The 21,536-nt window shown below is 31.7% G+C and carries 23 protein-coding genes; 10 read left to right on the forward strand and 13 right to left on the reverse strand.

Annotation, left to right across the window (positions count from 1 at the left end; genetic code table 11):
- Positions 1-53: 53 nt before the first annotated feature.
- Positions 54-875: a dihydropteroate synthase gene (gene folP, locus MARIT_RS03495; RefSeq protein WP_024741127.1), complete on the reverse strand. Its 822-nt coding sequence runs from the start codon at positions 873-875 to the stop codon at positions 54-56.
- A gap of 91 nt (positions 876-966) precedes the next feature.
- Here folP and MARIT_RS03500 point away from each other — a divergent pair, with 91 nt between their 5' ends.
- From MARIT_RS03500 to MARIT_RS03515, 4 genes are all read left to right on the forward strand, one after another.
- Positions 967-1,512 carry a DUF1599 domain-containing protein gene (locus MARIT_RS03500; protein WP_024741128.1) on the forward strand — a complete coding sequence of 182 codons (546 nt, stop codon included), beginning with the start codon at positions 967-969 and terminating at the stop codon, positions 1,510-1,512.
- Between the two features lie 42 nt (positions 1,513-1,554).
- The gene (locus MARIT_RS03505) at positions 1,555-2,523 is read left to right on the forward strand and encodes a MauE/DoxX family redox-associated membrane protein (RefSeq protein ID WP_024741129.1); all 969 of its coding nucleotides are present in this window, start codon (positions 1,555-1,557) and stop codon (positions 2,521-2,523) included.
- A 93-nt stretch (positions 2,524-2,616) separates the two neighbouring features.
- Entirely contained in the window at positions 2,617-2,988 is a 372-nt protein-coding gene (crcB, locus tag MARIT_RS03510; RefSeq protein ID WP_024741130.1) for a fluoride efflux transporter CrcB, read from the forward strand.
- Positions 2,989-3,000: 12 nt separating this feature from the next.
- Positions 3,001-3,702, forward strand: a complete 702-nt coding sequence (locus MARIT_RS03515) for a crotonase/enoyl-CoA hydratase family protein (RefSeq protein WP_024741131.1) — start codon at positions 3,001-3,003, stop codon at positions 3,700-3,702.
- 116 nt (positions 3,703-3,818) lie between these two features.
- On the opposite strand, the gene MARIT_RS03520 is transcribed toward MARIT_RS03515, so the two are convergent.
- Both MARIT_RS03520 and MARIT_RS03525 read right to left on the reverse strand, forming a co-directional pair.
- Complete coding sequence (locus tag MARIT_RS03520; protein WP_100210776.1) at positions 3,819-4,430, reverse strand: DUF1684 domain-containing protein; 612 nt, start codon at positions 4,428-4,430, stop codon at positions 3,819-3,821.
- 1 nt (position 4,431) lies between these two features.
- Entirely contained in the window at positions 4,432-5,040 is a 609-nt protein-coding gene (locus tag MARIT_RS03525; RefSeq protein ID WP_024741133.1) for a DUF1684 domain-containing protein, read from the reverse strand.
- Positions 5,041-5,847: 807 nt separating this feature from the next.
- Here MARIT_RS03525 and MARIT_RS03530 point away from each other — a divergent pair.
- From MARIT_RS03530 to rlmN, 5 genes are all read left to right on the forward strand, one after another.
- Complete coding sequence (locus MARIT_RS03530) at positions 5,848-6,174, forward strand: nucleotide pyrophosphohydrolase (protein ID WP_024741146.1); 327 nt, start codon at positions 5,848-5,850, stop codon at positions 6,172-6,174.
- Entirely contained in the window at positions 6,175-6,423 is a 249-nt protein-coding gene (locus MARIT_RS03535) for a hypothetical protein (RefSeq protein ID WP_024741147.1), read from the forward strand.
- A 2-nt stretch (positions 6,424-6,425) separates the two neighbouring features.
- Entirely contained in the window at positions 6,426-7,655 is a 1,230-nt protein-coding gene (locus MARIT_RS03540) for a 3-phosphoshikimate 1-carboxyvinyltransferase (protein ID WP_100210777.1), read from the forward strand.
- 68 nt (positions 7,656-7,723) lie between these two features.
- Entirely contained in the window at positions 7,724-8,773 is a 1,050-nt protein-coding gene (gene queA, locus MARIT_RS03545) for a tRNA preQ1(34) S-adenosylmethionine ribosyltransferase-isomerase QueA (protein ID WP_024741149.1), read from the forward strand.
- 70 nt (positions 8,774-8,843) lie between these two features.
- The gene (gene rlmN, locus MARIT_RS03550) at positions 8,844-9,884 is read left to right on the forward strand and encodes a 23S rRNA (adenine(2503)-C(2))-methyltransferase RlmN (protein WP_024741150.1); all 1,041 of its coding nucleotides are present in this window, start codon (positions 8,844-8,846) and stop codon (positions 9,882-9,884) included.
- Here the strand turns inward: rlmN and MARIT_RS03555 are convergent.
- The 3 genes from MARIT_RS03555 to MARIT_RS03565 form a co-directional block, all read right to left on the reverse strand.
- Positions 9,881-11,179 carry a hypothetical protein gene (locus tag MARIT_RS03555; protein ID WP_157926182.1) on the reverse strand — a complete coding sequence of 433 codons (1,299 nt, stop codon included), beginning with the start codon at positions 11,177-11,179 and terminating at the stop codon, positions 9,881-9,883. The two genes, rlmN and MARIT_RS03555, sit on opposite strands and share 4 nt — an antisense overlap.
- A 224-nt stretch (positions 11,180-11,403) precedes the next feature.
- The gene (locus MARIT_RS03560) at positions 11,404-13,107 is read right to left on the reverse strand and encodes a hypothetical protein (protein ID WP_157926183.1); all 1,704 of its coding nucleotides are present in this window, start codon (positions 13,105-13,107) and stop codon (positions 11,404-11,406) included.
- A gap of 16 nt (positions 13,108-13,123) precedes the next feature.
- Complete coding sequence (locus MARIT_RS03565) at positions 13,124-13,789, reverse strand: hypothetical protein (RefSeq protein WP_100210780.1); 666 nt, start codon at positions 13,787-13,789, stop codon at positions 13,124-13,126.
- A 147-nt stretch (positions 13,790-13,936) separates the two neighbouring features.
- On the opposite strand from MARIT_RS03565, the gene MARIT_RS03570 reads away from it, so the two are divergent.
- Positions 13,937-14,914, forward strand: a complete 978-nt coding sequence (locus tag MARIT_RS03570; RefSeq protein ID WP_100210781.1) for a polyprenyl synthetase family protein — start codon at positions 13,937-13,939, stop codon at positions 14,912-14,914.
- 108 nt (positions 14,915-15,022) lie between these two features.
- On the opposite strand, the gene groL is transcribed toward MARIT_RS03570, so the two are convergent.
- The 7 genes from groL to miaB all read right to left on the reverse strand — a co-directional run bounded on the left by groL (position 15,023) and on the right by miaB (position 21,459).
- On the reverse strand, positions 15,023-16,657 hold the full coding sequence (groL, locus tag MARIT_RS03575; RefSeq protein WP_100210782.1) for a chaperonin GroEL: 1,635 nt from the start codon (positions 16,655-16,657) through the stop codon (positions 15,023-15,025).
- 65 nt (positions 16,658-16,722) lie between these two features.
- Positions 16,723-16,998 (reverse strand): co-chaperone GroES, encoded by a 276-nt coding sequence (locus MARIT_RS03580; protein WP_024741156.1) that lies wholly within the window; start codon positions 16,996-16,998, stop codon positions 16,723-16,725.
- Between the two features lie 163 nt (positions 16,999-17,161).
- Positions 17,162-17,497, reverse strand: a complete 336-nt coding sequence (gene secG, locus MARIT_RS03585) for a preprotein translocase subunit SecG (RefSeq protein ID WP_024741157.1) — start codon at positions 17,495-17,497, stop codon at positions 17,162-17,164.
- Complete coding sequence (locus MARIT_RS03590) at positions 17,497-18,168, reverse strand: hypothetical protein (protein ID WP_306301122.1); 672 nt, start codon at positions 18,166-18,168, stop codon at positions 17,497-17,499. The genes secG and MARIT_RS03590 overlap by 1 nt, the downstream gene beginning before the upstream one ends.
- A 20-nt stretch (positions 18,169-18,188) precedes the next feature.
- Complete coding sequence (locus tag MARIT_RS03595; RefSeq protein ID WP_100210783.1) at positions 18,189-18,698, reverse strand: LptE family protein; 510 nt, start codon at positions 18,696-18,698, stop codon at positions 18,189-18,191.
- 38 nt (positions 18,699-18,736) lie between these two features.
- Positions 18,737-19,966, reverse strand: a complete 1,230-nt coding sequence (locus tag MARIT_RS03600; protein WP_024741160.1) for a sigma-54 interaction domain-containing protein — start codon at positions 19,964-19,966, stop codon at positions 18,737-18,739.
- A 38-nt stretch (positions 19,967-20,004) separates the two neighbouring features.
- A complete protein-coding gene (gene miaB, locus MARIT_RS03605) occupies positions 20,005-21,459 on the reverse strand; it encodes a tRNA (N6-isopentenyl adenosine(37)-C2)-methylthiotransferase MiaB (protein ID WP_100210784.1) in 1,455 nt (484 codons plus the stop codon).
- Positions 21,460-21,536 lie beyond the last annotated feature (77 nt).

A 21,536-nucleotide genomic window follows, 5' to 3' on the forward strand; every position in this document is an offset into this window, starting at 1 on the left:
AAGGAAAATAAACGGCATTTATTTCAGTATGAAAAGAGATAGTACTTGTGTTTTTATTGGATTTTTGCTACAATTTTTACCACTTCCATTGCTTCTTTTACATCATGAACACGTAAAATAGAGCTGCCGTTTAATAAGGCAATTGTATTGGCGCAGGTAGTAGCGTTTAAAGCTTCTTTAGCAGAAGTATTTAGTGTTTTATAAAGCATTGATTTTCTAGAGATACCAGTTAAAATAGGAACTTCTAAATTTTCGAAAAGAGCTAAGTTTTTTAATAAATCAAAATTGTGCTCAATGGTTTTTCCAAAGCCAAAACCAACATCAATAATAAGATCATTTACTTGTAGTTGACGAAGCTTAAAAATTTGAGTAGCAAAAAATGAAATTAACTCAGTCGTAATATTTTTATAATGAGGATTCATTTGCATATTTTGAGGAGTTCCTTGCATATGCATTAAGATATAAGGGACTTGTAGCTGTGCTATAGTAGCAAACATTTTGGAATCCATTTTCCCTCCAGAAATATCATTGATTAAGGAAGCCCCTAAATGAATAGTTTCACAAGCAACCTTACTTCTAAAGGTATCAATAGAAATTAGAATTTCAGGAAATTTGCGAATCAATAGTGCTACTACCGGTGTAATTCTTTGTAATTCTTCTTCTTCAGTAATATGTTGAGCTCCTGGTCTAGAAGAATAAGCTCCAATATCAATAAAAGTAGCGCCATCATTTAACATTTTCTCCGTTTGATGAAGAATGGCTGATTCATTTTTATATTTACCTCCATCAAAAAAAGAATCAGGAGTAATATTTAAAATCCCCATAATCCGTGGAGTAGAAAAATCGATTAAGGAACCTTTGCAGTTTATAGTCATCACAATAAAAAAATCTTGGGTAAAAATAAATGAAAAGCTTGTAATATTTACTACTTTTACACAATTACTTTTTTAAGAAATTATATAATTTATGAAGAATACATCTAAACAATACGATGTTATAATAGAAGAATGCAGAAGTTTGTTTGTAAAAAAGATGTCAGATTATAGCAGTGCGTGGCGTATTTTGCGTTTACCCTCTTTAACGGATCAAATTTTTATAAAAGCGCAACGAATAAGGCAGTTGCAAGAAAATTTAGAACGTAAGGTTGATGAAGGAGAAAAGTCAGAATTCATAGGAATTATTAATTATGCGATTATGGCGCTTATTCAGTTGGAATTAGGGGTGGCAGAAACACCTGATTTGTCATTAGAAGCGGCTATAAAACTATATGATAAGCATATACAGATAACAAAGGAGTTGATGGAAAATAAGAATCATGATTATGGAGAAGCATGGAGAGATATGCGTGTTTCTTCTTTGACGGATTTAATTTTACAAAAATTATTACGTGTAAAGCAGATAGAAGATAATAAAGGTAAAACACTTGTTTCAGAAGGAATTGATGCGAATTACCAAGACATGATAAATTATGCTGTTTTTGCACTAATACATTTTTCAGAATCAACATGTTAAAACTATAAATGTAATATATAAAAAACCTTAAACATCCCTAAAATGATATTAAAAATACTTACCTATCTATCAAGATTAATTGTTGGCGCTTTATTTATTTTTTCTGGATTTGTAAAGCTGGTAGATCCTATAGGTTCTCAATATAAATTTGCAGAATACTTTAGTGAAGACGTATTAAATTTAGAGTTTTTAATACCGTATGCATTACCTTTTTCAATTTTATTAATTATTGCAGAAATTTTATTAGGAGTAATGTTGCTTGTTGGATATAGACCTAAATTAACTGTTTGGAGTTTAGCAGGTTTATCTGTCATATTTTTATTTTTAACCTGGTACTCTGCCTATTATAATAAGGTTACTGATTGTGGTTGTTTTGGAGACGCTATTAAGTTGTCAACATGGGGAACATTTTATAAAAATGTTGTTTTAATGGTGTTTATTGTAATTCTAATTTTAGGAGTGCAATATATAAAACCATTGTTTTCAGAAAAATTAGCGGTAGCAACGACTTATGTATCGTTGTTTGCATTTTTATATATAACCTATTATGTGTTGACACATTTACCCATTATTGATTTTAGAGCTTATGCAGTAGGAAAAAATATTCCAGATGGTATGGAGTACAAAGGGAATGGAGAGGAACCTCCAATTCATGATTTTGCTTTGGAAGGAGAAGAAGGAGATGTAACGAAAGAGTTATTGGCAAAAGAAAAACTGATGCTAGTAGTGGTTTATAATTTAGAAAAGGCTGATAAGAATGGATGGAATGCAATAAAGGAGGCTAGCGAAAAAGCAGTAGCAAATGGATATACAGTGTATGGGGTATCAGCTTCTTATATTGATGATTTGGTAGTTGCTCAGAATCAATATGACTTACCTTTTAGTTTTTTGTTTTGTGATGAAACAGCTTTAAAAACGATGATTAGGGCCAACCCTGGTATTATGAAAATAAATAATGGTACCATTACAGGAAAATGGAACTGGACGGATGCTGATGATATAGTATTTTAATAGCGCCTAACATATTTTTTACAAAGAATATAATAAACCTCACAGTTTTAATACCTGTGAGGTTTTCTTATCTTCGCAATAAATGAAAATACAATGAAACAACTGATATTAGTATTTGCTGGAGGTGGCTTTGGAAGTGTTTTAAGATTCTTAATAGGAAAATGGCTTAATGACACCAATACTGGTATTCCTTATGGAACATTTGTAGCAAATATTTTAGGAAGTTTTTTTATCGGTTTTATTCTTGGTTTGGCAACAAAAAATCAAGCATTGACTCAAAATCATACCTTATTGCTGGCTACGGGTTTTTGTGGAGGATTTACTACTTTTTCTACCTTTGCTTATGAAAATCACGTGTTTTTGAAATCGGGAGATTTTATGAGTTTTGCTTTTTATACAATACTGAGTTTTATAATTGGATTTTTAGCTGTTTTTACAGGGATTTTTTTGGTGAAATTAATATAGAAAAATAATATAATGAATGAATTAGTACACTATAAAAGTGAAGAAGGATATGCAATTATTACAATTGCTAACGGAAAAGTAAATGCGATTTCGCATGAAGTAATTGAAGGGTTGAATAGTTGTTTAGACAAAGCAGCTGAAGAAAAAAAAGTGGTTATTTTAACAGGGCAAGCAGGAATACTTTCTGGAGGGTATGATTTGAAGGTAATGACGGCATCTGCTGATTCAGCAAAAGAGTTGGTAGCAAAAGGATCGCAGTTGTCACATAAAATGTTGTCTTTTCCAATGCCTATTATTGTAGCTTGTGGAGGACATGCTGTAGCAAAAGGTGCTTTTTTACTATTGTCTTGTGATTATCGTTTGGGGGTTGATGGAGATTTTAAGATAGGATTGAATGAGGTAATGATTGGCATGACAATGCACCATGCAGGAATTGAAATAGCAAAAGGGCGCTTAGCTCCTGTGTTTTTTGAGAGAAGTGTAAATAATTCAGAAATGTATAGTCCTAAAGACGCAGTATCAGCAGGGTTTTTAGATAAGGTAGTGCCAGCAGAGCATTTACTACCAACTGCTGTAAAAATTGCAGGAATGTTCTCTGCATTGAATAAAAAAGCGCATGCGAGTACAAAGTTAAAACTAAGAAAAGCATATTTAGCTAAGATTGAAGCAGCAATTGAATTGGACTTGAAAGAAGCAATTTCATTGAATCTATAAGTTGTTTGAATAGATAATATGATTTCTGCTAGACGGTTATTTTTCGAATTGTAGCTCGTATAAAAAAGCCTCATGATGATATCTTGAGGCTTTTTTATGTCATTTTGAAAAAAGAATTATTTCTTAAAGTTTTTAATTCCCGCTTCTATAGCAATTGGCAAATGATTTTCTTGAGGAGGCATTGGACATGAGTACTTTTTATTATATGCACAATACGGGTTATAAGTATTATTGAAGTTTAATACAATAGTTCCATCATTTTTTTCATCCGTAGTAAAAAGATCCATATACCTACCTCCACTATAGGAAGTGTTTCCGCTTGTGGCATCTGTAAACGGAAGAAATAGGAGGTTTTTATAAGCAGGGTTTAGCACATTTGATTGATCTTTATAAACTGTTAGTGTGTATGAAGTTTTTTTTAATTCAAATGTAACAACACCATAAGGTTTGTATATAGCTACTCTTTTGGTAGTAGTAGGAAAAGAAATGGGCATTGCTTCGGGTGTTTTTGTAAGTGTGGCATTTACAATATAAGCACTATCTATGGGGAAAAAATCCAGTCCTTTAAAATTCTTTAAATCTTTTTTAGTTAGAGGAGATATGGAAGCATCTTTAAACTCAGCGTTTAATTCTTGTTGATATCTGGTTTTTCCCATCACAGGCCTCTTTCCAGAAGAGTTACAAGAAATAAATATTGAAATAGTTGTTAAAAAAATAAAAAGTTTCATATTAGTGTTTTTGATATGCCATTACTCCTGCTTTGATTTCAGTATTGAGATAATTGTTACTAGGGGTAATAGGGCATGAATATCTATTGTTATATGCGCAATAAGGATTGTACGCTTTGTTAAAGTTAATAATAATGCTGCCATCTTGTTGTTCATCGGTAGTCAAAACGTCTATAAACCTTCCTCCTGAATATGAGGTTGTCCCATTTGTTTTATCTAAAAAAGGTAAAAATAAATGATTTTTATATTTCGGATTAGGAGATTCATTCTGATAAATGTTTAGTTTGAACTCTTGGTTATCAAGGTAGAATGAGATAATGCCATATTTTTTATAAGAAACAATTCTGCGAGTTGTCGTAGGAAATTTAAAAATGCCTGCGTTAGGAGTTTTAGTGATTTTTGCAATAACTCGATATTTTTTGGCTATGGGAAAAAACGCTAGTGCTTTAAACCTTTTTAAATCTTTTTTAGTTAGAGGAGATTTTAATGGATCTTTAAACTTTCGATTCATCTCTTGCTGGAAAGCAAGGCTTTCTGAAACGGCCAGCTTTTCTTGAGCATTCAAATGAAATGTTAAAAAAGAAAATAGAATCAATGCATATACTTTCATACAAGTGTTGTTTTAGAGTTCAAAAATACAATTTTATAAAGTGATCTCATACCAATGTATCAATTGGCCTTTCGTTAAAATTTTAAGATTTTAGTGATGAAGTGGTTTTAACTCTTTCTCAAAAAGTAGTTAAGGCTATGTTGCTAAAAAAAGAATCTATTAGGGTAAAAAAATCTAAATTTTCGCTTCAAAACAAAAAGTTTAAATCACTGCTATAAAAAAAATAATATTTAATGTAAGTATTAATTTTCTTACCGATTAAGGGGAGAGCTAATTGCGGAAAGATAAGGTAAGAGTTATAAATTGTGATTGTTTATTGCTACGAATAAAATAAAAGCTTTTTAATTTAAGCAGACTGTTGTAGATTTATTACAATCTGGAAAAAGTATTCAAGCAGTTTGTCTAGATTACGATTTAAATGACTAAATCATTAACATTTAAAAGAGCCATTCTTCTTACCTCTCTTATTTTTATACCCATAAAAAAGTTTTATGAAAAAGAAAATCTGTCCTAATAAAGTAATGTAAGCCCCCATTTCAATTACAAAACTATTTTCACTATTTAGTTTAAATATTTCAATGAAATACGTTGGGAATAAAATCATGAGTAAACCGGAAAGTGTTACTAAGATAGGAATACTATTTAACCAGTTGTTTTTTTTAAAAGATGATAACTGATTTAATATTAAGTATAATATAAAGAAAAACACAATTAAATAACAGAATAGGAGATAAAAGGCAGCAAGATGCGGTCTTTTTAGGTAAGAACTCTATCTTTGAAAACTTAAAATAAATAACTGTATCATAAATGCATATACAAGACGCACAAAAACAAGTAAACGATTGGATTCAAACACATGGTGTTCGTTATTTTAATGAACTTACCAATATGGCACAGCTTACAGAAGAAGTAGGTGAGGTAGCTCGTATAATAGCTCGCCGTTATGGAGAACAGAGTGAAAAGGAAAGTGATAAAAATAAAGATTTAGGAGAAGAATTAGCAGATGTGATGTTTGTAGTATTGTGTTTGGCTAATCAAACGGGAGTAAACTTACAGGAAGCGTTTGATAAAAAACTGGCTTTAAAAACAAAAAGAGATCATGATCGCCATCATAACAATCAAAAATTAAAATAAATGGCATTTCTAACAAAAATAAAAGAACCTCTTTTTTGGAAGAATGTAACAAGAATTGCAATTCCGTTTTTTATTATAGTAACATTAATTTCATTATTTATGAATAGTTGGAAAGCTATTTTTTCATTCAATTTACATGAAATAAATGAGCTTAATTTTTCAAATGGAAAATGGAAAAGCTTTTGGGGATATAAAATAATATTTAGTTTGCTATATGGTATTTGGCAAACGGCTAAAAACACTAAATAAAGGTGAATTTACAGTTAACTACTCATCATAAAAAGCTTGTTGCTGATATTACTATATCGGGCTCTAAAAGTGAATCCAATAGGTTGTTAATCTTGCAACAATTGTTTCCTAGTATTAAAATAGAAAATTTGTCAGATTCTGATGATTCAAAGCATTTGGAATATGCATTGTCAACGGAGGAGCCTGTCATAAACATAGGTCATGCGGGCACAGCAATGCGATTTTTAACTGCTTTTTTTGCAATGCAAAAAAATAAAGAGGTAATCTTAACAGGATCTGAACGCATGCAAAATAGGCCTATTGAGATTTTGGTGAATGCCTTACAAGATTTAGGAGCAGCAATTTCATACGAAGCTAAAGTAGGGTATCCTCCTATAAAAATAAAAGGAAAAGAATTACAAAAAAGTATAGTTCAAATTCAAGGAAATGTAAGTAGTCAGTATATTTCTGCACTTCTGCTAGTTGCAGCTAGTTTAAAAGATGGATTGCAAATAGAGTTGTTAGGAGAAATTACTTCTATCCCTTATATTAATATGAGCTTAAGTCTGCTAAAAGAAGTAGGAGTGGAGGCGCAATTTATAGGGAATAAGATACAGGTATATCCTAAAAAAGAAGTTGCTAAAAAAACAATTATAGTAGAGTCTGATTGGAGCTCTGCTTCTTATTTTTATTCTTTAATAGCTTTAAGTGAAATGGGGTCAGAAATAACATTAACAGCTTACAAGAAAGAAAGTTTGCAGGGAGATAGCTGTTTGGAACGTATTTATAAGCATTTTGGGGTTACAACAGTTTTTACAAATAATGGTATTCGACTAAAAAAAGAAGAAGCGCCTAAGGTAAGTGAATTGAATGAAAACTTAAAAAACGCTCCAGATATTGCACAAACAATAGCAGTTACTTGCTTTGGTTTAGGAATCTCATGTAATTTATCAGGTTTGCATACATTAAAAATAAAAGAAACGGATAGGTTGGAAGCATTGAAAGAAGAATTGACTAAGTTGGGAGCTGATATACAGGTAACTAATGAAACATTGCATTTGAAAAAAAATAGAGAAATGAAAGCAAATATTTCTATAGCTACTTATAATGATCATAGAATGGCCATGGCTTTTGCTCCATTAGCGCTCAAAAAAAAGATCACTATTTTGAATGCTGAAGTGGTAACGAAATCATATAGAGCTTTTTGGAATGATATGAAAAAGATAGGAATTGAAATAAAAGAATTAAAATAAACGGTTAAACACTTGACAACCCCTATTAGCAAGTTGTATATTTGCCACCCTTACAAGAAAATAGATTTATGAAGTTATCACATTTTGATTTTGAATTGCCAAATGAATTGTTGGCAGAATACCCATCAGAGCATAGAGACGAATCACGTTTAATGGTAGTACATAGAGATACTCAAAAAATTGAACACAAACAGTTTAAAGATTTAATCGAGTATTTTGACGAAGGTGATGTTATGATGTTAAACAACACCAAGGTATTTCCAGCACGTATGTATGGGAATAAAGAGAAAACGGGTGCGCGTATTGAAGTATTCTTGTTAAGAGAATTGAATGCAGAAAACCGTTTATGGGATGTGTTAGTAGATCCAGCACGTAAAATAAGAATAGGAAATAAATTGTTTTTTGGAGAAGATGAAACGCTAGTAGCAGAAGTAATTGATAATACAACTTCAAGAGGTAGGACATTACGATTTTTATTTGATGGTTCTTATGAAGAATTTAGACAAAAATTATTGGAGCTAGGAGAAACGCCATTGCCAAAATACATCAATAGAGAAGTAGAGCCTGAGGATGATGAACGTTACCAAACTATTTTTGCCAAAAATGAAGGAGCAGTAGCTGCGCCAACAGCAGGGCTTCATTTTTCTAAGCACTTAATGAAACGCTTAGAAATAAAAGGAGTTGATTTTGCAGAAATGACATTACATGTAGGATTAGGTACCTTTAACCCAGTAGAGGTAGAAGACTTATCAAAGCATAAAATGGACTCTGAGCAAATTATTATACCAAAAGAAAGTGCAGGGAGAGTTAATTTGGCAAAACAGCAACGAAAAAAAGTATGTGCAGTAGGAACTACAGTTATGAGAACTGTAGAATCATCGGTTTCAGCAAATCAAGAATTAAATGATTTTGAAGGATGGACTAATAAGTTTATTTTTCCACCATATGATTTTAGTATTGCTAACTGTATGATAACGAATTTTCACACTCCTAAATCAACGTTATTAATGATGACAGCTGCTTTTGGAGGGTATGATCTTATCATGGAAGCATATAAAGAAGCAGTAAAGGAAGGGTATAGATTTTACTCGTATGGAGATGCGATGTTAATCTTATAATTGAAAGATAAATTTTAATTCAAAACCTCACAAGGTGATACTTGTGAGGTTTTGTGTATTTTTGCATCAGATGAAAACAAAAAAGAAAGATATACGCGCATTAACAAAAGATCAACTTCGTGATTTTTTTGTAGAGAATGGAGATAAAGCTTTTCGTGGAAACCAGGTATATGAATGGCTATGGAGCAAAACAGCGCATTCCTTTAAAGATATGACTAATATTTCTTTAAAAACAAGAGAAATGTTAGAAGAGAATTTTGTGATTAATCATATAAAAGTTGATGCCATGCAACGAAGCAAGGATGGTACTGTAAAAAATGCAGTACGCTTGCATGATGGATTGGTAGTAGAGTCGGTTTTAATTCCTACTGAAACAAGAACTACGGCTTGTGTTTCTAGCCAGGTAGGATGTAGTTTAGATTGTAAATTTTGTGCGACAGCACGTTTAAAAAGGATGCGTAATTTAAATCCTGATGAAATCTATGATCAAGTGGCTGCTATCAATCAGGAGAGCTTGCTATATCACAATAGAAAATTAACCAATATTGTATTTATGGGGATGGGAGAACCTCTTATGAATTATAAGAATGTAATTACATCGATAGAAAAAATTACATCTCCAGAAGGTTTAGGGATGTCTCCAAAAAGAATCACTGTTTCAACATCAGGTGTGCCAAAAATGATTCAAAAGATGGCAGATGATGAAGTAAAATTCAATTTAGCAGTTTCTTTACATTCAGCAATTGATGAAGTAAGAACCGCTATCATGCCATTTAATAGTAAGATGAATTTAGAAAGCTTAAAAGAAGCACTGATATATTGGTATGAAAAAACAAAACGTATGGTTACCTATGAATACGTTGTTTGGGATGGTATTAATGATCGAAAAGAAGATATTGAAGCGCTAATTAAGTTTTGTAAATACATACCGTGTAAAGTAAATTTAATAGAGTATAATCCTATTGACGATGGAGCTTTTCAACAAGCTAGTTCAGCAGCTATAAATAATTATATATCTAATTTAGAAATGCACGACATTGTAGTCAATGTGAGACGCTCTAGAGGAAAGGATATAGATGCTGCATGTGGGCAATTAGCAAATAAATCTTAATAAGTAAGAAGCTGGCAGAGCATATTTCTGTCGGTATTGCTATACAAGCTAGCTGTAAAATAGGAATCATTTTGTAATTTAAAATCAATGGACTTTAAGGGGGAATTCATTAATATCCTTGATTTTTTAAAGTCAATATATAATTCAGCAATGAGGTTTGAAGAAAGTGTATTCATGTGTTGTATAGCCATATCTGTTCCAAAGGTTATCTTATTAGGAGTATCCACAATATTGATAGGCAATGAATAAGCAAATTTTAATGTATTTTGATGACTGATATAGTTGTTTCTTTGTAAATAAAGATACAGTTCGTTGTCATTTTGCCCTAACGAGGTGTGAAAATTAGGAACGAAGCGCTGTTTTAGTTGAACTATTTTTTTCTTGTTAAAATCGGCGTCGTACTCATAATTGATGATAGAATCTGTTTTTTGGGCAATGTTGATTATGTTAAAAGAAAGGACACCATCCCATTTGTTAAAAATACTATCTATGCTCATTCCCTTAAGACGTATGCCCTTTTGAAGTTTTATTTTTTGTAGTAAAGAATGTTGTTTATTGAAGCAAGCATAACCAAAAGCGGCACTATTACCAGAGGGTTTTAATAAATTACGAGTGCTTTTTTGAAGTATGTTATCATGGAGAACTCCGTGAATATTGAAATTACCTTTATTAAAATTACCAAAAGCGTAGCTTTTAGAATCATTTGCAAAAAAGAAATCATTTGTTCCTATTTTTAGCAGTTCTTTGAAAAGAGTATTTTCTTCTGTCAAGAAATTTACTGATGTTAAGAAATTGGTAATTGTAGTAAAAATAGCTTTAAAATCTTCTGTACTTGCAGCTATTATAGCTTGATTTTCATGAATACCAATACACCATTGGTTTTTAGTATAAAAGGTAATTTCGTTTTTTATAAGCTTATTAAATTGAATACGTTGTAAAGTTTTTTGTAACTCTTGAGGATTTTTAATAGTAATTTTTTCAGAATACCAAGTGGTATTCCATTGTTGGTTTGTTGAATGAAATAGAATACTACTAGGGATTTTTAGTTGTGCTATAAGCTCTTTGTATAAATTTTCTTTGCTTTTTTTAGTAGTATAGGAAAGAGGATTCTTTAAAAAGTCAATTAAGAAATAAGATTCGATATTTCTGAGGTTAACTCCTATAACAGCATTGCTGTAGTTGGGAATTCTATTCTTTAGAGAAAAAGCTTGTTTATACCTAATGTTATAAATAATAAATGCAGTAATAAATAATAAGCTAAGAATAGCAAAGATATAAGCAAGCTTTTTTTTCATAATAAAAGAGGGAGATGTTATCATTCATGCCACTTACCAATTGAAATTACCGAAATAGCTTTTTTCTTTTTTATATTCTATGATAAAGAAAAAACGCATGCTATTTTAATGGTAATTTCAAATGATAGTTAGCATTACATCATAAAATTTTACATATTGTTTTTGAGTCAAAAACTAAAAATAATTCCAATTGATTTATCGGAAGTTCTAAAATATGAGAAGCGTTATTTTATATCTTCAAATAAATCAAGTAATACTTCTAAAGGATTTTTTGAGCTTTCTTTTAAATTGATTTTTAATTCTGATTTCATACGTTTCCCTTTTACACTTCCAGTAGTAATATAAACCTCCTTAAATGTAGTCATTACCTTTGTAGCTAGCTTAACCTCATAGCTATTACTATTGCTAGGAAGCTTGGCTAAAATACCGTTGATGTCTATATAAGCAACAGAAGAATTTTTGCGTAATAAAGATTGATGTTTTTTTACATTACTAACAAAAGTATCATTAGCAATATCTTTTATCTGTTTTTCAGAATTTGTTACAAAAAAGATACCGTCTTTTGTAGTAAAAAATAAGTCGATAGGTAATTTTTCTTTTAAAGAAGATACTTTAAAATACTTATCATAAGTAGTAGTGGTATTGTGTTTAGCACTTAAAAGGCTTAGTTTAGTAATTAGGTCTTTATTCTCAGTTCCTAGCATAAATAAGAAAGAAGGCCTTAGCTCTTTTTTAGTCTTAACATTTTCCGTTTTCTTAAAATCCTTATCATAATCATAAGTAGTATAATTAACTTCCTCTTCTTTTAAGTCATTTAAAATCAAAACGGCATCTCCAGTAACAAGTTTTCCAATAGCTTCCTCATCTAAAAATAGGTTAATTAAATCAGAGGCGACAGTAGCTTCTTCTTTAATTTTAGGAAATAAGCTGCCATAAGTATTGACAATTATATTAGGGTATTCTTTTAAAAGATTAGAAGTGTTTATAGAAAAGCTAAGATAAGAGAGCGCTTTGTTAGTATCAATATAATTTAAAAAACTTTTATTTAATTTAGAGTTGTATATTTTTCGTAAGCTTTTAGCAAGCGCATTGTTAAAGAAGATTTCAGTACTAAACGTAATATCGTTTTTGTTTACAAAAAGATGCGCAACCATACTCTCTACGGTATATTTGTTTTTAAGAGTGTCTTTATCATTGGCAAGTTTTTTAAGGAGAAATCCCATATTTTTTTTAAGAGCAGAATTAACCAAGTCACTATAACTACGGATCCATAAAGAGGCAATCGCTTTTTTATTAATTGATTTTAAATAACTTGAATTATTTCTGATAGATTTATTTTTCTCATTAAAGCTGTTTAGAGCATATTCTTTAGTCCATTTTTTAGCGAGGTGTTTTTTTAATTTGTAGAAAGATTTACTTTCCCAAACATGACTTTTAATAAGGCGCTCTTTATTTTTCCTGAAATAAGAATAGGATCTATCGGCAATGACTAATAATAAAGTGTGGTCATTCCATATAGTAATATCCTTCGTGTTTTGTAGTATGTTTATTCCATTTTCTTTAATAATTTTTTTTTGTTTAGACTCGCCAATGACCTTTTCAAAATCATTAGCACTATTCAAGTTCATTACAAATGTGTGGTAGTTAATACTATCAGTTTGCTTAAAAGCATAATAAGATTTATTCTTTAAACTAAAGCCAATATCAGCCACAGAGTTTACCTTTTCTTTTCTTTTTCGGTTAACAGATTTCAGTACTTTTTTTCCGAAGCTTGAGTTGTCGAATAAATGAATATCTAATAAATCTAAAATATTATTGCCATTAATACTAACAACAAGGTCAGAGCTTTGGGCTATTTTACGATCCAATCGTTGGCTAAACGAAAGTGAGGCATACATTAGACATAAGAATAGTAGTGTTTTTTTCATTGCGTAGGTGTATTATTTAGTTTAAAAAAATTTGGTTTTTGATACTTTCTTTTCCATTAACGAGCTCATTTCCTTTTACCATGAGCAGTATCGCTTTTTTGTTAGGAGACCGTTTAGCTTTGGTATTAGAAAAATGGGTTATTGGACGGCTAAAGCGATATATGGTTGTAAGTGAGGCATTATTAAAAATAGCTTTATCCTTTTTCTTAACCTTAGCAAAAAACTCTTTAACATTGTAATGATAGCTTCTTTTGAATAATCCTTTTTTTGTATTGAAAGAGAAGTGTTTGTGCTTTTTTATTTTAGAGCCATTTTTTTGATTGCTAAAGGACGCAATTACTTCATTTAATACTTCAACAGAAGTAAAATTACAAGTAATGCTAAAAATATAATCTTTAAAATTACTAGATACTTTGAGTTCAGAAGTCCCCTTAATTTTGGAAATTTTGTTTTTAATATTATTTAGCTCCCGTTCTATCTCTTTTTGGGAAGGTACTTTGTAATTATGAATACTATCAAGTAACATAATAGAAGCTAATTTTGTACGACTTTGACTTAAGTTGAGGGTGATAGCAATTTTTCCGCTACCATCTTTTGATAAGCTGATTTCCTCTATAGCTTCAAAGCAACTGAAGCAAAAAACTAAAGAGAATAGCAATAGGATTTTGGATATTTTATACATAGCTGTTTTTACTAAACAGGGCAAAGATACAGAATTATTAGAAGAAAGAGAATTAAAAAAAATCTTATGTAACATTTACCAGAAACAATACAAGATAGCATTATGTTTTACGTAAGGCTTCGCAGAATTTTGTACTTTTGTCAGCCAATGAAGCCAGTAGAGCAAATAAAATTACCGATCCAAAATGAAATGGAACTCTTTGAAACAAAATTCAAGGAGGCAATGCTTTCTAAAATTCCATTACTAAACAGAGTAACTTATTATATTATAAGAAGAAAAGGAAAGCAAATGAGGCCTATGTTTGTGTTTTTGGTAGCAAAGATGGTTTCAGATGGAGGATTTGATGAAAGAACCTATAGAGGAGCTTCTGTAGTAGAGCTAATTCATACCGCTACTTTAGTACATGATGATGTTGTAGATGATAGTAATAGAAGAAGAGGCTTTTTTTCGATTAATGCGCTATGGAAAAATAAAATAGCGGTTTTGGTAGGTGATTTTTTATTATCAAAAGGATTGTTGCTATCTATAGATAATGAGGATTTTGATATATTAAAGCTTATTTCAATAGCTGTGAGAGAAATGAGCGAAGGAGAGTTGTTGCAAATTGAAAAGGCTAGAAAATTAGACATTACAGAAGAAGTGTATTTTGAAATTATTCGCCAAAAAACAGCAACTTTGATAGCGGCGTGCTGCGGGATTGGGGCGGCCTCTGTAGGAGCGAGTAACGAAACGGTACAGCAAATGAGAAAATTTGGGGAATACATAGGAATTGCATTTCAAATTAAGGATGATTTGTTTGATTATACTGAAGATAAGATAGGAAAACCGACAGGGATTGACATTAAAGAGCAAAAAATGACGCTTCCTCTAATTTATACATTAAATACCTGTTTAGCTAAAGAAAAAGCATGGTTAATCAATAGTGTTAAAAAGCATAATAAAGATAAAAGAAGAGTGAAAGAAGTAATTGCATTTGTAAAAAAGAATGGAGGATTGGAGTACACAGTTCAAAAAATGCACGACTATAAAAACAAAGCATTGGCTATATTAGAAAATTATCCAGAATCAACATATAAAAAGTCTTTACAGCAAATGATAGACTACGTTGTAGAAAGGAAAATTTAATTTAGGAAAAAGAAAAACTTTCGATTACTAGTAAGAAATTAAGGTAAAAATAAAACCTCGAAGAATTCACTTCGAGGTTTTATTTTTGGTATGTAAATGAATTTAAGATTACATCATTCCTGGCATTCCACCACCCATTGGAGGCATTCCACCAGCAGGAGTTTCTTCTTTGATATCAACTAAGGCACATTCAGTAGTTAAGATCATTCCAGCAACAGAAGCAGCATTTTCCAAGGCTACACGAGTCACTTTTTTAGGATCAATAATTCCTGCTTTAAGCATATTTACATATGCTTCAGACTTAGCATCATAACCAAAGTCTTTTTCGCCTTCTAATACCTTATTGATCACTACAGAACCTTCTCCACCTGCATTCTCAACAATAGTTCTTAAAGGGGCTTCAATAGCTTTATTTACAATTTGAATACCTGTTGTTTCATCTAAGTTTTCAGTAGCAAGAGTTTCTAATGTTTTTTTAGAGCGAACTAAAGCAACACCACCCCCGGCAACAATACCTTCTTCAACAGCTGCACGAGTTGCATGTAAAGCATCATCTACACGATCTTTCTTTTCTTTCATTTCAACCTCAGAGGCCGCTCCTACATATAAAACAGCAACACCTCCAGCTAATTTAGCTAGGCGTTCTTGTAGTTTTTCTTTATCGTAATCAGAAGTAGTAGTTTCTATCTGTGCTTTTATTTGGTTTACTCTAGCTTTAATTTGAGTAGCATCTCCAGCACCATTAACAACAGTCGTATTGTCTTTATCTATAGTTACTGTTTCAGCGGTACCCAATAAATCTAAAGTAGCGTTTTCTAGAGAAAAACCTCTTTCTTCAGAAATTACAGTACCTCCAGTTAAGATAGCGATATCCTCTAGCATGGCTTTTCTTCTATCACCGAAACCAGGAGCCTTTACAGCGGCAATCTTTAAGCCTCCTCTTAATTTATTAACCACTAAAGTAGCCAATGCTTGCCCATCTACATCTTCAGCAATAATCACTAAAGGACGACCAGATTGGGCAACAGGTTCTAATATAGGAAGAATTTCTTGTAGGTTAGAAATTTTCTTATCGAATAATAAAATATATGGGTTTTCTAAGTCAGCAATCATTTTATCAGCGTCAGTCACAAAGTAAGGAGATAAATAACCTCTATCAAACTGCATTCCTTCAACAACATCAACATATGTTTCTGTACCTTTGGCCTCCTCAACAGTAATAACACCTTCTTTTCCTACCTTATTGAAAGCAGTAGCGATTAAGTCACCAATAACACTGTCGTTATTTGCAGAAATAGAGGCTACTTGCTGAATTTTTTCAGAAGAGCTACCCACTTCTTCAGACTGTTTTTCTAAATCATTTACTATAGAAGTTACGGCCTTGTCAATACCTCTTTTTAAATCCATTGGATTTGCGCCAGCAGCTACATTTTTTAATCCTTCTTTAACGATAGCTTGTGCCAATACAGTAGCAGTAGTAGTTCCATCACCAGCCAAATCATTGGTTTTAGAGGCCACTTCTTTTACCATTTGAGCCCCCATGTTTTCAAGGGTGTCTTCTAACTCTATTTCTTTTGCAACAGTAACTCCGTCTTTAGTAACATGAGGAGCTCCAAAAGATTTGGAGATAATTACATTTCTACCTTTTGGACCTAAGGTTACTTTTACCGCGTTTGCTAATGCATCTACTCCGCGTTTTAAACCGTCACGTGCATCTACATCAAATTTTATATCTTTTGCCATTTTCTTTTAAGTTGTTTGCCTTTTCGGCTTAATTTTAATAAATTTCTTTAGTAAGTTATGGAAGATTAAAGAATAGCGAAGATGTCGCTTTCTCTCATTATTAAATAATCTTTCCCTTCTAATTTTAATTCTGTTCCAGCGTACTTTCCATATAAAACAGTATCACCCACTTTTACAGTTAAAGGCTCATCTTTAGTTCCTGTACCTACTGCAACGATAGTGCCTTTTTGTGGCTTTTCTTTTGCATTGTCAGGAATTATGATTCCTGAAGCTGTAGTGGTTTCAGCGGCAGCTGGTTCTACAAGAACTCTGTCTGCTAAAGGTTTTAAGTTTAATCCCATTTTATTGTTTAATTAAGTTATTTATGACCTTGGAAATGTCAGAAATTATGCCATTGTAATCAAGACTGACAATTTATCTAGGTAGTAGTATGAATTTAAAGAAAAATAAAAAAAAATGCCAACGTGAATGACACGTTGGCATTTTTTTTATTTTGAAAATATCTTAATTGACAGAATCCTTAGTAGTAGCTGCAGGTGCTTCTACAGGTGTTGTTTTTTCAACATTCTCTAAAGTATTTTCTAATGAAGGAACTTCACTTGAATTACCTCTAGGGATAGCAAAATTTGCTAATAAAATTAAAACAAACATTGCAATAGCTAATGTCCAAGTAGCTTTATCAAGAAAATTATTGGTATTTTGAACACCACCTAAGCTTTGAGCTCCACCTCCAAAAGATGAAGATAAACCACCCCCTTTAGGATTTTGAACCATAACAATTAAAATTAAGGCAAAAGCCACAATTAATATTAATATTAAAACTAAAGTATAAGCTGTCATTATTTATTTTTTTGTAAAATTTGTATTCTTTTAATTTGGTCTGCAAAGAAACCACTTTTTTCTGGATATTTCAAACTTAATATTTTATAAGCTTTTATAGCATTGTTGTATTTTTTTTGTTCTAGATATACTCTTGCCAAAGTTTCTGTCATGGGAAGTGTACTCTTAGTACTTTCAGTAGTTTTGGGTTCTACCGGAGCATTTTTATTTACTCGTGAAATCTTAGGGTTATTTTTGATAAATTCATCAATAATAAGATCCTTGTGATTTTTTTCTTTGTTTTCTTTTATTCTTATAATCGGTTTTTGGGAGGCCAGTTGCAACCATTGCCCAAAAGAATGTGCTTCGTTATGAGAAAAAGACAATGGTTTTCCAATAGACAACTCTTCTTCAGCCTTTTGAATTTCTTTAGGTTTATTAGCTGAAAAATTCTCTCTTGAATAAGAATTGTTTTTTGGATAGTGTTCTTCAGAACAGATAAAATGGAATAAAATAGTTCTATCAGTAGTATAAGCAGCTGTAACTTTTAATTCTTTGTTGTATTTATAGCTCTCTTGCTTTTTTAAGCTTTTTAAGTGTAAAGAACGAGCAGATTGGAAATAAGGATATTTTTCAATAACTTTTTTTAGTTCCAAAGCATTTTGTTGCCCAACCTTCGTGGGTTTTTTCAATAGTTCTATGAAATTGCTAACTACCATTTAGCTACGGATGCATTAAAAATATCTTGTGTAATACGTTCTAAAATTGTAGATAAAATCCCCTCTAGAGCACTTCCAGAAAGTTGCTGGTTAGCCCCAAAATCGTCATAAAAAGAAAATTGCTTTTCAAAATCATCTTTTTCATTTAAACGATTGGTAAATCGAACATTAACTGTTATCGTGAGTCTGTTTTGAGCAGCTGTTTGCTGTGCGGTGGCACTCATAGGAGTGATTCTGTAATCTGTAATTTCCCCTTCAAAATGTAGGTCGCCTCCAGAAGAAGTAAGCGTAAGATTTGTTTGTCTGGTGAATAAATCTTGTAGGTCTAATGTGAATTTTTGACTCAGTGAAGGTTCAACTAAAGAAGCTTGATTAGGAAAAAAATCTATTTGAATTGTTTTGGCATCTCCCGTATTTCCTCCAGTAAAAGAATATGCTCCACAACTGATGATTGATAATCCTAAAATTATAGAAGCAAAAAATATATAGATGTATGTTTTCATGATATTTTAATATTAGTTTTAAACAAAAAATAAATAGATTATAGATCGTATTGTTTTATTTTTCGGTATAAAGTTCTTTCTGAAATACCCAATTCTTTGGCAGCAAGTTTGCGTTTATTGTTGTTTTTTTCTAGAGATTTTCGAATCATTTCAATTTCTTTTTCTTGCAAAGAAAGATTTTCATCTTCTTCTATAGTTTCTGCAAATTCGTAGTTGTTTTCAAGAGATTTTTGCGGAATTTGAACTACTTCAACAGGATTTGGACTTGCTTTTCTGTGTTGATCTTGGTAGATTTTTTCAATTAATTGATGATTTTCTGCTTGAACTTTTTCAGTGTTCCCATTTTGCATTAAATCTAAGGTTAACTTTTTTAAATCGTTAAGATCATTACGCATGTCAAATAAAATTTTGTACATGATATCTCTTTCTGTAGCAAAATCATTTGAGTTATTTTTACTGCCAACAATAGCAGGTAAATTACCTTTATTATCGGGGAGGTATTGAATGATTTTTTCTAAGGAAACATTTCTGTTTTCTTCAACAACGGAAATTTCTTCAACAATATTTTTTAGTTGACGAATATTCCCTGGAAAATGATAGTTCAATAGTGCCTTAGTAGCATTTTCATCTAAACGAATGGTAGGCATTCTGTATTTCTGAGCAAAATCAGAAGCAAACTTCCTAAATAATAAATGAATATCTTGACCTCTTTCTCTCAAAGGAGGCAAGTGAATTTCTACAGTACTTAAACGGTAATATAAATCTTCTCTAAATTTCTCTTTAGCAATAGCGCTTTGCATTTGTACATTGGTGGCAGCAATGATACGAACATTTGTTTTTTGTACTTGAGAAGATCCTACTTTTATAAATTCTCCATTCTCCAAAACACGCAATAAACGAACCTGAGTTGTTAAAGGCAACTCTCCAACTTCATCTAAAAAGATAGTACCACCATCAGCAACTTCGAAATACCCTTTTCTTGTATTTGTGGCTCCTGTAAAAGCACCTTTTTCATGGCCAAATAATTCACTATCGATAGTTCCTTCAGGAATGGCTCCACAGTTTACAGCAATGTATTTAGCGTGTTTTCTATGAGACAATTGATGAATTATTTTTGGAATACTTTCTTTTCCCACACCACTTTCACCAGTAACCAATACGGAAATATCAGTAGGAGCAACTCTCACGGCTTTTTCCATAGCCCGATGAAGTTGAGGGTCATTACCAATGATACCAAAGCGTTGTTTAATGGTTGTTAAGTTTTCCATTTCTTGTAGAATTTTATATAGGGTTTTTTCTTTTAAGTTTAATTATTGTCAGAGTACCCAACGGCAGTACCTATTAATGTAGCAGAGGTACAATCTTCAATTTTTACATTTACAAAATCGCCTACTTTATAATGTTCTTTAGGGAAAACAATTACCGTGTTTTGAGTATTTCTCCCTTTCCAATGGGTTGTAGATTTTTTTGACTCTCCTTCAATTAAAACTTCTTCGGTTTTTCCTAAATGTTGATTGGTTCTGTATAGGCTGTGTTCTTGTTGTAAATCGATAATTTCTTGTAATCGTCTTTTTTTAACAGCATTAGGAACATCATCTGGCATCTTTTTAGCAGCTAAAGTTCCAGGTCTTTCTGAATAAGCAAACATGAATCCGAAATCATATTTAACATGTCTCATTAAATCTAGTGTGTCTTGATGATCTTGTTCCGTTTCTCCACAAAAACCGGCAATCATATCTTGAGATAAAGCCATTTCGGGAATGATTTTGTAGATAGTATCCACTAACTGAATATATTCCTCTCTGGTATGCTGACGATTCATTGCTTTAAGCATATTATTACTACCACTTTGAACAGGTAGGTGGATGTATTTGCAGATATTTTTGTGCTTTGCCATGGTATGAATCACATCTAAGCTCATGTCTTGCGGGTTTGAAGTGGCAAAGCGGAAACGCATTTTAGGAAACTCAGTAGCTACAATATCTAGTAGTTGTGCAAAGTCAACTGCTGTAGCTTGTGCCATTTCAGAAGCTTTTTTAAAGTCTTTTTTTAAGCCACCTCCATACCACAGATAACTGTCAACGTTTTGACCTAATAGCGTAATTTCTTTAAAATTCTTTTCTTGCATAGTACGAATTTCCTTAGTGATACTTTGAGGATCTCGACTTCGCTCTCGGCCTCTAGTGAATGGAACGACACAAAATGTACACATATTATCGCAACCACGAGTAATAGAAACAAAAGCAGAAACTCCATTTGAATTCAAACGAACAGGAGCAACATCTCCATAAGTTTCTTCCTTTGATAAAATAACATTGATAGCATCTTTACCAGCATCAATTTCCGCGAGTAAATTTGGTAAGTCTCTATAAGCATCAGGGCCAACAACTAGATCGACAATTTTTTCTTCTTCTAAAAACTTTTCTTTTAAACGTTCAGCCATACAGCCTAAAACTCCTACTTTCATTAAGGGGTTTGTTTTTTTAACAGCGTTATATTTCTGTAAACGTTTGCGAATAGTTGTTTCTGCTTTTTCTCTAATAGAACAAGTGTTTACCAATACCAAATCGGCCTCTTCTAAAGATTGCGTTGTGTTAAAACCTTGGTCAGCCAAGATAGAAGCAACAATTTCACTATCATTCATATTCATTTGACAGCCATAACTCTCAATAAAAAGCTTCTTGTTGTTTTCTTTTTTATTTGTTGTAACAAGGGCTTTCCCTTGAATTTTTTCGTCTATTACCTTTTCTACGTGTTCCATAAAATCCTTAAATCATCCTAAAACTAAAACGCAAAGATACAACCAAAAAACAAAACCTATGACATATTGTCAGAAAT

Source organism: Tenacibaculum maritimum NCIMB 2154 (genome assembly GCF_900119795.1).
GTDB lineage: Bacteria > Bacteroidota > Bacteroidia > Flavobacteriales > Flavobacteriaceae > Polaribacter > Polaribacter maritimus.